At 70.5% G+C, this 11,676-nt stretch carries 12 protein-coding genes; 6 read left to right on the top strand and 6 right to left on the bottom strand.

All coding sequences use genetic code 11. The features are described 5' to 3' along the window. On the bottom strand, positions 1-846 hold the full coding sequence (locus IU450_RS05970) for an SGNH/GDSL hydrolase family protein (RefSeq protein WP_195148797.1): 846 nt from the start codon (positions 844-846) through the stop codon (positions 1-3). Between the two features lie 116 nt (positions 847-962). Between IU450_RS05970 and IU450_RS05965 the strand changes: the two genes are divergently transcribed. Beyond that, entirely contained in the window at positions 963-1,640 is a 678-nt protein-coding gene (locus IU450_RS05965; RefSeq protein ID WP_195148796.1) for an O-methyltransferase, read from the top strand. A 10-nt stretch (positions 1,641-1,650) separates the two neighbouring features. Here the strand turns inward: IU450_RS05965 and IU450_RS05960 are convergent, their stop codons facing one another. Both IU450_RS05960 and IU450_RS05955 read right to left on the bottom strand, forming a co-directional pair. Continuing rightward, positions 1,651-2,643 (bottom strand): zinc-binding dehydrogenase, encoded by a 993-nt coding sequence (locus IU450_RS05960; RefSeq protein ID WP_195148795.1) that lies wholly within the window; start codon positions 2,641-2,643, stop codon positions 1,651-1,653. Between the two features lie 46 nt (positions 2,644-2,689). Beyond that, the gene (locus tag IU450_RS05955) at positions 2,690-3,376 is read right to left on the bottom strand and encodes a TetR/AcrR family transcriptional regulator (RefSeq protein WP_195148794.1); all 687 of its coding nucleotides are present in this window, start codon (positions 3,374-3,376) and stop codon (positions 2,690-2,692) included. 92 nt (positions 3,377-3,468) lie between these two features. On the opposite strand from IU450_RS05955, the gene IU450_RS05950 reads away from it, so the two are divergent. Then, the gene (locus IU450_RS05950) at positions 3,469-4,941 is read left to right on the top strand and encodes an MFS transporter (RefSeq protein ID WP_195148793.1); all 1,473 of its coding nucleotides are present in this window, start codon (positions 3,469-3,471) and stop codon (positions 4,939-4,941) included. Positions 4,942-4,956: 15 nt separating this feature from the next. Here the strand turns inward: IU450_RS05950 and IU450_RS05945 are convergent, their stop codons facing one another. Further along, positions 4,957-5,685: a hypothetical protein gene (locus tag IU450_RS05945; protein ID WP_195148792.1), complete on the bottom strand. Its 729-nt coding sequence runs from the start codon at positions 5,683-5,685 to the stop codon at positions 4,957-4,959. A 340-nt stretch (positions 5,686-6,025) separates the two neighbouring features. On the opposite strand from IU450_RS05945, the gene IU450_RS05940 reads away from it, so the two are divergent. The 4 genes from IU450_RS05940 (at position 6,026) to IU450_RS05925 (ending at position 9,077) form a co-directional block, all read left to right on the top strand. After that, the gene (locus IU450_RS05940) at positions 6,026-6,820 is read left to right on the top strand and encodes an SDR family NAD(P)-dependent oxidoreductase (RefSeq protein ID WP_324197554.1); all 795 of its coding nucleotides are present in this window, start codon (positions 6,026-6,028) and stop codon (positions 6,818-6,820) included. Positions 6,821-6,991: 171 nt separating this feature from the next. Next, on the top strand, positions 6,992-7,627 hold the full coding sequence (locus tag IU450_RS05935; protein ID WP_195149543.1) for an urease accessory UreF family protein: 636 nt from the start codon (positions 6,992-6,994) through the stop codon (positions 7,625-7,627). A gap of 25 nt (positions 7,628-7,652) precedes the next feature. Then, positions 7,653-8,372 (top strand): urease accessory protein UreG, encoded by a 720-nt coding sequence (ureG, locus tag IU450_RS05930; protein ID WP_195148791.1) that lies wholly within the window; start codon positions 7,653-7,655, stop codon positions 8,370-8,372. Positions 8,373-8,381: 9 nt separating this feature from the next. Continuing rightward, entirely contained in the window at positions 8,382-9,077 is a 696-nt protein-coding gene (locus tag IU450_RS05925; protein WP_195148790.1) for an urease accessory protein UreD, read from the top strand. 158 nt (positions 9,078-9,235) lie between these two features. On the opposite strand, the gene IU450_RS05920 is transcribed toward IU450_RS05925, so the two are convergent. Together IU450_RS05920 and IU450_RS05915 are read right to left on the bottom strand one after the other, a co-directional pair. Then, the gene (locus tag IU450_RS05920; protein WP_228834159.1) at positions 9,236-10,093 is read right to left on the bottom strand and encodes a hypothetical protein; all 858 of its coding nucleotides are present in this window, start codon (positions 10,091-10,093) and stop codon (positions 9,236-9,238) included. 88 nt (positions 10,094-10,181) lie between these two features. Further along, positions 10,182-11,615, bottom strand: a complete 1,434-nt coding sequence (locus IU450_RS05915) for an NAD(P)/FAD-dependent oxidoreductase (protein WP_195148789.1) — start codon at positions 11,613-11,615, stop codon at positions 10,182-10,184. Positions 11,616-11,676: the final 61 nt, after the last annotated feature.

Raw genomic sequence — 11,676 nt, 5'->3', positions numbered from 1 at the left:
TCAGCCGGGCAGTCCGGCGGCGCGGATCGCCGGGAGGACGACGTCGGCGACGCCACGCATGCCCTGCGGGGTGAGGTGGTAGGGGATGAGTGTCTCGGTGGCGATGATCGGGTCGATCCAGCGGATGCCGGCGGGCGCGCACGCGTCCAGGCCCTCCGAGGCCGCGCGGGTGTCGACGTAGACCACGCCCTGTGCCGCGGCGACGCGGGACACCACGGAGTTGAGACGGTCGAAGGCGGCTTGGATGCGCGCGGCGTCGGACGGGCGAAGACCGACCAGCTCGGGACAGCCGCCGTCGCGCACATAGAGCGGCCAGCCGTCGACCACGATCTTCGCCTGCGGTGCCCGCACGGAGATCTGTTGCAGCGCGGTCGCGTACGACGCCGCGATCGCGTCGATGGCGGTGTCCCAGTCCGGACCGGCGCACACACCGACCCCGGCCAGGCCCGATACGTGGCAGCCGACCACGTGCTCGGCCATCAAGGCGTCGTTGGCGCCGATGTGCACCGTGACCAGTCTGGTGCCGGGGCCGAGAGCGTCGAACTGGGGTGGGATGCCCGGCTGCTGGGGCGCGGTGAGGTCCGGGATGCGCGCCGAGTTGCAGGTGCGGTCGTCGAGCCGCAGTCCGAGGTCCCGGGCGATCAGTTTCGGCGTGTTGGCGGTCGAGCGCAGGCACCGCGGTGGGGCCGAAGTGTCGAAGTTCCGCACGCCCGTGGTGGCCGCGCCGGAATCGCCGAGAGCGACGTATTCGGCCCCGCCGTCCATCGGCGCGGCGTGCGCGGGCGCGGCGGGGCCCAAGGCGACCAGGCAAACGGCGACGGCCATGGTTCGCGCAAGATGCGTCATGTCGGGTCCTGTCCGTCCGTTTCTCGGCGCGATCGCGGGACATGCACGTCTCTTTGTGCCGCACGCTACTCGGGGAGCCGGTCCCGTGGGCGGAATCGGGTGGCAGACTTTGACGTATGACGACACCTGGATGGGCCGACGTAGACCGCTACCTCGTGGAAACGCTGGTGGCGGACCCGGCTTCCGAAGCCGCGCTGGATGCGAACCAGGCGGCGGGCCTGCCCCCGATCGACGTGTCGGCGCCGCAAGGAAAATTTCTCCATCTGCTGGCCAGGACCGTCGGCGCGCGCCGGGTGCTGGAGATCGGCACGCTCGGCGGGTACAGCACGATCTGGCTCGCCCGTGCGGTCGGGGAGAAGGGACGCGTGGTGACGCTCGAGTTCGCCGCTCAGCACGCCGAGGTGGCGCGGGCGAACCTGGAACGGGCCGGGGTCGGCGAGCGGGTGGAGATCAGGGTGGGCGCCGCGCTGGACAGCCTGCCCGTGCTCGCCGAGGAGGATCCCGACCCGTTCGACCTGGTGTTCATCGACGCGGACAAGGTCAACAACTCGAACTACGTGCTGTGGGCACTGCGGCTGACCCGGCCGGGCTCGGTGATCATCGTCGACAACGTGGTCCGCGGCGGTGCGATCGCCGAGGAGCATTCCGAGGATCCGGCCGCCCAGGCCAGTCGCGAGCTGGTCGAGTTGCTCGCCGCCGAACCGAGCCTGGACGCGACGGTGGTCCAGACCGTCGGCAGCAAGGGGTGGGACGGCTTCGCCTATGCGGTGGTGAACGGCGAGATCGACGCGTGATCCGCTTCGGCTAGGGCGTCAGCACCACCTTGCCGGTCGTCGCGCGGGTTTCCAGCGCACGGTGCGCGGCGGCCGCCTCGGCGAGCGGGAAGCGATGGACGGCGGGGCGCAGCCGGCCCGCGGCCGCCTCGGCCATGGCGCGGTTCTCGAGGACGCGCAGATCGCCGCCGACGCGCGCCAGCATCGGTGGGCCGATCACCATCTCGGAGGTGATCCCGCGTGCGGCCGTATCGTCGGCCGAAAGCCGCACCCGCCCTTCCTGCTCCGACTTGCCGGACCAGCCGTAGGCCAGGTGCTGCCCGCCCGGTGCGAGCAGATCGATGCCGGTGCGGGCGACCGCACCGCCCACCGAATCGAACAGCACGTTGGCCCCGTGCTCGCCGATGCGGGCACGAACCCGGTCGGGCCAGTCCGGCAGCAGATAGTCCACCGCCAGGTCGGCGCCGTTGCGCCGCACCTGATCCACTTTCGCGGGGCCACCGGCCAACCCGATCACCGTCGCTCCGGCGTTCTTCGCGTATTGCACCACCAGGGTGCCGATGCCGCCCGCCGCGGCCGTCACCAGGACGACGCTGCCGGGCTTCAACTCGGTGAACTGAAGGATTCCCATCGTCGTGCGTCCGGTGCCGATCATCGCCACCGCCTCCGCCGCGTCCAGGTTCGCCGGGATCTCGTGTAGGCGGGCCGCGTCCGTGACGGCCAGTTCGGCGTAACCGCCGGGCGCCGCGCCGAGATGGGCCACCACACGTGCGCCGAGCAGGCTCCGCGCCACGTCGGCGCCGACGCGGTCCACGATGCCCGCGACTTCGCGGCCGGGGATGGTCGGCAGTTCCGGCGCCGGAAACGGCCCGGCCTCGCCCTTGCGCAGCGCGGTATCGATGAGATGCACACCGGCCGCCGCCACCGCGATACGCACCTGGCCGGGACCGGGCACGGGATCGGGAACGGATTCGTAGCGCAAGTTCTCGGCCGGGCCGAAGGCATGGAGGCGAATGGCGTGCACGGTAACCCTGTTCGTGGGCGGTCGCCGACCAGCCTGCAACCTCGAGTCAGGTCGAGGTCAATCGATCGCGCCGCTCGGCCCGCGCCGCGAATCCGTCGCACAGCGCGTCGAGCCCGTCGTAGAGCAGTTCCTTCTGGGTCAGATCGCTCACCCCGCTGCCCGCGAGATCGGCAAGCGTGGGTGGGACCGGCCCCGCTGCCGTGCCGTTCAGCAGCGTCCGCAGCGCGTTGTCGCCGCCGGGATCCATGCCTTTGCGCGCCATCAGTTCGGCGCTGATCTCCGGCAGCGTGGCGCCGGAGATGTAGTTCCACACGGTGAAGGCCATGCCGGTCGCTTCGCGCGTGGACACGCCGAGTTCCAGGAAACCGTCCACCAACCAGGCGAGACAGGCCAGGCTCTGCGGCCCGAAACTGTAGCGGGGCGTGGCGAAAGTGAGCAGCACCCACGGATGTTGCCGGTACAGGGCCCAGTCGACCTCGGCGGCGATGCGAACCCGCTCGCGCCACGTCCACTGCTGTCCCTCGGGGGAGGGGTACGGGTTGCATCTGGCCACTTCGTCGGTCATCAGCGCGAGCAGTTCGTCCTTGTTCGCGACGTGGCGATACAGCGACATCGCGCCCACCCCGAGCCGGTCGGCGATACGCCGCATGGACAGCGCGTCCAAGCCCTCGGTATCGGCGAGTTCGATCGCGGTGTCGACGATGGCGGCGCGGTGCAGCTTGATCTCGGTCATCCCATGTCCTGCTTTCCGTCCTCGGCCCGGCTGCGTACACTGTACCCGAACTCATGCGTACGACGTACGCGCCAGCGAGAGGATCTTCGGAGATGACAGACGTGCAGCCGGTGCGGACCGCGCCGTCCACGACGGGCTCGCGCCGCGCCTGGCTGGGCCTCGCGGTCCTGCTGTTGCCGGTGCTGCTCGTGTCGATGGACATCTCGGTGCTGTTCCTCGCGCTGCCGACGCTGACGCTCGATCTGGACCCGTCGGCGGACCAGCAGCTGTGGATCCTGGACATCTACGGCTTCCTGATCGCGGGCCTGCTGATCACGATGGGCAATCTCGGCGACCGGATCGGGCGGCGCAACATCCTGCTGGCCGGCGCCGCGGTCTTCGGCATCGCGTCGGTGATCGCCGCGTTCGCGCCCAGCGCGGGCGTGCTGATCGCGGCGCGGGCGCTGATGGGCATCGGCGGCGCGACGCTGCTGCCGTCCAGCCTGGCGCTGATTTCGAGCCTGTTCCCCGACGCGCGGGAGCGCGCCGCCGCGATCGGCGTCTGGACGGCGTTCTTCGCCGGTGGTTCGGCTGTCGGGCCGATCATCGGGGGAATACTGTTGCACCACTTCTGGTGGGGCTCGGTGTTCCTGATCAACATTCCGGTGCTGCTGATCCTGCTCGCGTTCGGCACCTTTGTTCTGCCGGAACACCGGGCGGGGGTACTCGGGCCACTGGACCTGCCGAGCGTCGCCCTGTCGATCGGCGGCATCCTGCCGGTGGTGTACGGCATCAAGCACGCCGCCACCGAGGGCGTCGACGCGCAAGCGGTCGTCATCGCGCTGATCGGCGCGGTTGTCCTGACCGTGTTCGTCCGCAGGCAGCGACAACTCGACGAACCCCTGCTCGACCTGCGGTTGTTCGCCCGCCCCCAGTTCTCCGTGGCGATCGGCGCCAGTCTTGCCGGGATGATGTCGCTGGCCGGGATGAGCTATCTGACGAGCATCTACCTGCAGTCGGTGACCGGGCGCACGCCGTTGGCCGCGGCGCTGCTCGGCATTCCGATGGCGATCGCGGTGTTCGTCTGCTCGATGGGCGGCGCGCGGGTCGGACATCGCTTCGGCGCCCGCGCCACGTTCGTGTTCGCCTTACTCGCCTCCGCGGCGGGCAATCTGATGCTGCTCGGCGTCGGCGCGCACGACGGACTCTGGTGGTATCTGGCCGGGTCCACGATCGCGGGTATCGGCTACGGCCTCGCGTTCACCCTGGTGTCCGAGGTCTCGGTGGCCTCGGTGCCGCCGGAGCGGGCCGGATCGGCGGTGGGCATCTCGGAGACCAGCTTCGAACTGGGCAACGCGCTGGGCCTGGCACTGCTCGGTTCGCTCGCGGCGCTGATCTTCCGGTCCGGCGGCGACTACGCGGCGACGCTCGGCGAGACCATCCAGCGGTCCGGCGCGGACGCGGCACTGCTCGAGGCGGCGCGCGGATCCTTCGTCGACGGCATGCACGTCGCGGTGGTCGTCGGCGCGACGGTGCTCGCCGCGATGGCGCTGATCGCGCGCTTCGCCTCGCCCGGCCCGCGCTGAGCCGCGCGGCCGGGGTCAGCGGCCGAACACCGCCGCAACGACCTCGGCCGCCCAGCGGTTCATCGGCCGGACGATCGTGCGGTGCACCCAGCGGACCGGGCGCGCCACCAGCGCGTTCCAGACGACCGCGACGGCGGCGAACACCGGGCGCAGCACGTAGCGGTACAGCGCCCGGCACGGCGCCACGACGAGCACGCCCACGATGACGGTGGCCACGCGCCACCCGTACCGCGCGGTCGCACGCACCGCGCGCCACAGCGGATGGAGCACCCAGCGCCACAACTGCGCCAGCGGCCAGACGATCAGCCACTTGACGATGCGATGGCACACCCACACGATCGCGTACCCGATCGGGTACACCACCCAGCGCAGCAACCAAGCTCCGACCGGACGAATCACCCTGCGCCACAGAAAGACCTCCACCGCGCGCCGCAGCGGTCGCAGCAGGTACTCCAGCAGAATGGACAGCAGCGGCGTGAGCACCAAGCCCCACAGCAGATGCTGCACCACCCAGCCCCAGAGGAAATCCTTCGCGAAGAGCCACACCGGCCGCAGCACCCAGTGCCAGATCAGTTCCGCTGCCGGAATCAGCAGGCGCCGCGCGACGAACACGAAGACCGCTCCGGTGACGCGGCCCAGCAGGACGATCCCCTCCCACAGCAGCCGGATCGGAACGAGCACCACGATCGCGATCCCGCGCGCGATCCACTGCGCGACCGAGACCTGCGTGCCCGGCGTCGACATGGCGTTCCCCCTCGGCTGACGCGCGGGGGACTACCCCTGGCGAAAAGTCTGTGTACTACCCACATTCGAACACATGACCGTTGCCGGCGCGTGAGTAGAAATGCTCGAGCCGGTGATTCGGCGCGGCGGCGGCTTCCTCGGCATCGCCGCCTAGCTCACCCGGCCGGACCTGCCGCGGCTCGTTCGTGCGAGGTCGCGCGAGGAGTGATCGCGCGAACCACGGGTGGCCCCCGACAGTCGAATTCGTGAACCACTCCCGGACCTCGGACAACGGGCGGCCTCTCGCCGAACGGGTGGCGACGCGCCTCTGTATCCCACGTCGCGCCCGCGCGAGCAGACGTTGCGGGCCGCGGTCGACGGCAAGATCGTGCTCGTCACCGGTGCGTCGCACGGCATAGGGAAGGCCGGCGCGCGCAAGCTGGCCGCGGCGGGCGCGACCGTGCTGCTGGTCGCCCGCTCCGGCGACGAACTCGAGCGGCTGGCCGCGGAGATCACCGCCGCGGGCGGCGTCGCGCACACCTATCCCACCGATCTCACCGATATGGACGCGGTCGAACGACTCGGCCGTCAGCTCCTCGACGAGCACGGCCACCCGGACGTGGTGATCAGCGACGCGGGCAAGTCGATTCGCCGCCCGATCGACGAGTCCTACGACCGTTTCCACGATTTCACCCGCACCATCGACGTCAACTACCTGGGTCCGGTGCGCCTGCTGCTCACCCTGCTGCCCGCCATGCGCGCTCGTGGGCGCGGCCACATCGTGAACATGTCCACTCGGGGTGTGCGCATGCCGCCCGCGCCGCGCTGGGCGGCCTACGGCGCGTCCAAGTCCGCCTTCGACGTCTGGTTGCGCAGTGTCGCGGCGGAGGTGGCGCGCGACGGCGTCACCACCACCTCGATCTATCTGCCGCTCGTGCACACCAGAATGAGTCATCAGCACGCCGTGACAGGGGCGCTCACCGACTTCAGCCGTGTCCCCGGGCTCACCGTGGGCGAGGCCGCCGACCTGATCTGCCACGCGGTGACCGCCAGGCCACGCGAAATCGCCCCGTGGTGGTCGGCGCCGGTGCAGGCGTGGAACGATCTGACCCGCACCCACGCCCAGCGATTCATGGAGCGCGCCTTCCGCCGCTGAGCGGAAACGTCCGGGACACCGGGACGGCACGCCGGGACATAGGATCGGCGGATGCGTGAATCCGCTGTGTCCGGTCCGGCTGTGTCCGGTCCGGCTGTGTCCGGTCCGGCTGTGTCCGGTCCGGCTGTGTCCGGTCTCGCTGTGTCCGGTCTCGCTGCGTCCGGTCTCGCTGTGTCCGGTCTCACGACGGTGCTCGCGCTCGCCGACTCGCGGCTGCCGATCGGCGGGCACGTGCACTCCGGCGGCGTGGAAGAAGCCGTCGCCTCCGGGTTGGTCCGCGACGTCGCGACCGTGGAGCTGTACCTGCGTCGCCGGATCCGCACCTCGGGGCTGGTGGCCGCCTCGCTCGCCGCGGCGGTGTGCGCGGGCGAACTGGCTCCGGCGCGCGCCGAGGCGGAAGCCGACGCGCGCACGCCCGCGCCCGCGGCACGTGCCGCGTCCCGCGCGCAGGGCCGCGGCCTGTTGCGCCTGGCCGGACAGCTGTGGCCCGGGCACGACTGGTCACCGCTCGGTCCAACACCCCATCTGTCCTCGGTCTTCGGAATGGTCGGCGCGGCCGCCGCGGTGCCGCCCCGGGAGACCGCGGGCGTGGTCGTCTATACGACACTCACCGGCGCGGCCACCGCGGCCCAGCGTCTACTGGCCTTGGACCCCGCCGCGATCGCGGCGTGCACGATCCGGCTGGCGCAGCTGTGCGACCGGGTCGCCGCGGAGGCCGCGACCGGTCTCGCCGCGCTGTCCGATCCGCTGCAGGACGTGCTCGCCGAGCGTCATCGGCAGCGTGACATGCCCCTGTTCGCGAGCTGAAGCCCCGGAAGAAGGAGACCGCGTCATGCCCCCGCACCTGCTCGACGGTGAGCCGCACGACCACAATCACGATCGGCCGAAACGGACCCGCACGCCCGGGGAGGCGCTGCGCATCGGCATCGGCGGACCGGTCGGCTCGGGCAAGACCGCCCTGGTGGCCGCGCTGTGCAGGCAGCTGCGCGACGAGCTGTCGCTGGCGGTGCTGACCAACGACATCTACACCACCGAGGACGCCGATTTCCTGCGCAGGCACGCGGTCCTGCCGGACGAGCGGATCACCGCCGTGCAGACCGGAGGCTGCCCGCACACCGCCATCCGCGACGACATCACCGCCAACCTCGACGCCATCGACGATCTGGTTGCGGCCAACCCGCCCCTGGATCTGATCCTGGTCGAATCCGGCGGCGACAATCTGACCGCGACCTTCTCCTCCGGCCTGATCGATGTCCAGATCTTCGTGGTCGACGTGGCGGGCGGGGACAAGGTGCCGCGCAAAGGCGGACCCGGGGTGACCTTCTCCGATCTGCTTGTGGTCAACAAGACCGATCTGGCGCCGCTGGTCGGCGCGGACCTGGGCGTGATGGAGCGGGACGCGGCGCGGGTTCGTGCGAACCGGCCGACCGTGCTCGTCTCGCTCACCGAGGACCCGGCGGCGACACCGGTGCTGACCTGGGTGCGCCAGCAGTTGCGCACCGTCGCCGAGCAGGACAGGGCGAACGCCGACGAATCCGCCACCGCGCGCTGAGATCCACTGTTGCGCACGGAGTTACGCATTGTCGCGAGTACGGCGGCGCTACCGGAGATCCATGCGAGCGGTGGATTGTCGGCCCGCCGAACCGGTCCGAACACCGTGCACCTGATCGGTACCGCGGCGACACCGTTGGGCGGTGACGAACTCGACGTGGTGATCGCTGTCGCGCCGGGCGCCGAACTGGTGGTGCGCTCGGTCGCTGCGACGCTCGCCCTGCCGGGCGCGGCGACGCCCTTGTCGTTCGGGCGCTGGCGCCTCGAGGTCGGCAGCGGGGCCACGCTGGATTTCGATCCCGAACCGATGGTCGTGGCAGGCGGCGCGCGACATCACACGGTCACCACGGTCCGGCTGGCTGCTGGTGCCCGGCTGCGCCTGCGCGAGCGCGTCCAGGTCGGTCGTGCGGGTGAGAACGGCGGCGAGTGGCGGGGAGACCTGATCGCCGACGTCGACGACATGCCCCTGCTGCGCCATCGGCTGGCCCTGGGCGCGGGCACCCCGGCCGATGATGCGCTGGCCGCCTCTCGTGCCCTGGAGAGCGAGCTCGTCTATCCGGACGAATGCGCCGCGACGACAACCGGATTGACGCAGACCCGGCTGCCCTTGGCGGCGGGTGGCAGCTTGTTCACCCGCACCGGGACGCTGCTGAGCGTTCCGGGAGGACATGGACTCGGATTCAGGCGCGAAGGACGCGACGCCTGACCGACTACCGGCAGCGGTGACCAACGCTCCCGTGCCGCATGCCGAATTGTTCCCGTACAGGTGTAATCAGGCCGAGACCTGGAGATAGAAAGGGTGGGAGCCCGACAGCGTCGTCGAGCTCCCACCTTTCCGGTTCGCTCCCGGGAAGTGTCATCCGATCAGCCGTTGGCCGCCTCGGAGACCTCCGGTGCCGGCTCGGTGGCCTCCTGGCCGGGGGCGACCGCCTCCGGCGCGCTGAGCGCCCGCGGAGGCGCGCTGAGTGCGTGCACCGCACCGAGTCCCGCTCCGATGCCCGCACCGATGGCCGACAGCGGTGCGGCCATCAGGGCCGCGCCGTAGGCGGCCCCGATCGGGCCCGCGGCGAGGCCGATCGGCGCGAACGGCAGACCGATTGCCAGGCCGAGACCTCCGCCGACGGCCGCCCCGAACAGCGCGAACGGGCTCGCGAACACGAAGCCCGCCGCCGCGCCGATCGCGGCGGCGCCCATGGTCTGGCTCGCGACGCGGTCGGACCTGGTGCGCTCCATCCCGACCGAGTCGAGGAATGTCGCCATATTGGCCTCGGCCATCGCGGCGCTGTCGTTGATCTGGATCGCTTGCTCCCGGTAGAGCCACTCCGGTGCGTCGACCTGTACGTCACCGAAGCGCAATTTGCCGGGAGGCGGTGCGATCGGCGGCACCGGGGCGACCGGGCCGGGCGCGTGCAGCCCGACCAATGGGGCCAGGTACTCGTGGGCCGGCAACGGACGTGCCCATTGCAACGAACTCAGCGTGTCGTCCGGTATCCGCACACCCTCGTACGGGCGCACGTTCGGCGCCTCGGCGCCGGGCCACTGGGCAGCCGCGTAGCTCAGGGCGCCGAGGTCGATCCGGATCTCCGGCAGGGACCGATCAGGCTCGGCGTTCGCGGTACCGGTGCCCACCAGAGCGAGGATCAGCGGAACCGTCCCCGCCGCGACGATCGAACCCACCTTCGGCCGGCTCGGTTTGGGTGCTCGGTGCTTGCCTGTGCCCATAGATCACCTCTCATCCGGAAGGAGACGTCGACGCCCCACATTCGGATCTGCTGGCGACCTGGATTGGTCGGGCCCGCTATGACGCCGGTCAGCCGGCCTTCGCGTCGGTGTGCGCCTTGTCCACGGCGACCCGGCTGTTGGTCGACCCGCCGAGGGCGGCGGCCAGCTGTTCGGCGTCTTCGTCGTCGCCGTTGCTGATGGCCTCCAGGGCTAGTCGGGCGAACACCCACTGCTCGGTGGCCGCCATCTGCCCCCGGCTGCGACCGAGGAAGGTGACGAACCACTGGATGACGGTGACGATCCGGCTGCGGTAACCGACCAGGTAGTACAGGTGCAGCGCCAGCCAGGCCAGCCACGCGATGAACCCGCCGAATTCCAGCTTGCCCACCTGGCACACGGCGCTGAACCGCGAGATCGTGGCCATGCTGCCCTTGTTGAAGTACTTGAACGGCTTGCGCTCCTGCGGCGGGTGACCCGCCAGCCCGGCCTTGATCTGCCGGGCGGCGTAGGTCGCGCCCTGGATGGCGCCCTGCGCCTGGCCGGGCACGTTCGGCACCGACATCAGGTCGCCGACCACGAACACGTTCGGGTGGCCCTTGACGGTCAGGTCCGGTTCGACCACGACGCGGCCCGCGCGATCGACCTCGGTGCCGTCGGACTGGTCGGCGATCATCTTGCCCAGCGGGCTGGCCTGCACGCCTGCCGACCAGACCTTGCACGCCGACTCGATGCGGCGGATCGTGCCGTCGGAATCCTTCACCGTCACGCCGAACGCGTCGACGTCGATCACCATGGCGTTGAGCTGGATCTCCACGCCCATCTTCTCGAGGCGGCGTTCGGCCTTTCCGCCGAGGTTCGGCCCCATCGGCCCGAGCACCGCGCCCGCGCCCTCGATCAGCACCACCCGCGCGTCGCGCGGATCGATGTTGTGGAAGGTGCCCTCCAAGGTGCGGTCGGACAGCTCGGCGATCTGCCCCGCCAGCTCGACGCCGGTCGGTCCCGCGCCGACGACGACGAAGGTGAGCAGCCGGTCGCGCTCCTCCTGGGTGGTCGCCAGCTCGGCCTGCTCGAAGGCGCCGAGGATGCGGCCGCGCAACTCGAGCGCGTCATCGATCGTCTTCATGCCGGGCGCGTAGGTGGCGAACCGGTCGTTGCCGAAGTAGGACTGCTGCGCACCGGTCGCGACGATGAGGCTGTCGAACGCGGTGACGGTGTCCTGGTCGAGCAGGCGTGAGGTCACCGTCTTGGCGGTCAGGTCGATGTCGGTGACCTCGCCGAGCAGCACCTGCGCGTTCTTCTGCTTGCGCAGCACGAGCCGGGTGGCGGGCGCGATCTCGCCGACCGACAGGATGCCGGTGGCGACCTGGTAGAGCAGCGGCTGGAACAGGTGGGTCGAGGTCTTCGAGATCAGGGTGACGTCGACGTCGGCGCGCTTGAGGTGCTTGGTGCCGAACAGGCCGCCGAAGCCCGAACCGATCACCACCACCCGGTGCCGGCCGTTCTCGACAGTCTGAGTACTCATCGTCCTGCTCCTCGATGGACCTTGGGGGTCGTCCCCGGCAACGATTCCTGACACGCTAAAC

This window comes from Nocardia abscessus, from assembly GCF_015477775.1.
Lineage (GTDB): Bacteria > Actinomycetota > Actinomycetes > Mycobacteriales > Mycobacteriaceae > Nocardia > Nocardia abscessus_A.
The sequence above is the reverse complement of the archived record's forward strand: the minus strand, read 5'-3'. Positions and strand labels throughout refer to the sequence as shown.

What these genes read in the sequence shown, in the direction of transcription:
- IU450_RS05970 (WP_195148797.1), bottom strand. Translation starts at nt 846, where the DNA reads ATGACGCATCTTGCGCGAACCATGGCCGTCGCCGTTTGCCTGGTCGCC.
- IU450_RS05965 (WP_195148796.1), top strand. Translation starts at nt 963, where the DNA reads ATGACGACACCTGGATGGGCCGACGTAGACCGCTACCTCGTGGAAACG.
- IU450_RS05955 (WP_195148794.1), bottom strand. Translation starts at nt 3,376, where the DNA reads ATGACCGAGATCAAGCTGCACCGCGCCGCCATCGTCGACACCGCGATC.
- IU450_RS05950 (WP_195148793.1), top strand. Translation starts at nt 3,469, where the DNA reads ATGACAGACGTGCAGCCGGTGCGGACCGCGCCGTCCACGACGGGCTCG.
- IU450_RS05945 (WP_195148792.1), bottom strand. Translation starts at nt 5,685, where the DNA reads ATGTCGACGCCGGGCACGCAGGTCTCGGTCGCGCAGTGGATCGCGCGC.
- ureG (WP_195148791.1), top strand. Translation starts at nt 7,653, where the DNA reads ATGCCCCCGCACCTGCTCGACGGTGAGCCGCACGACCACAATCACGAT.
- IU450_RS05920 (WP_228834159.1), bottom strand. Translation starts at nt 10,093, where the DNA reads ATGGGCACAGGCAAGCACCGAGCACCCAAACCGAGCCGGCCGAAGGTG.
- IU450_RS05915 (WP_195148789.1), bottom strand. Translation starts at nt 11,615, where the DNA reads ATGAGTACTCAGACTGTCGAGAACGGCCGGCACCGGGTGGTGGTGATC.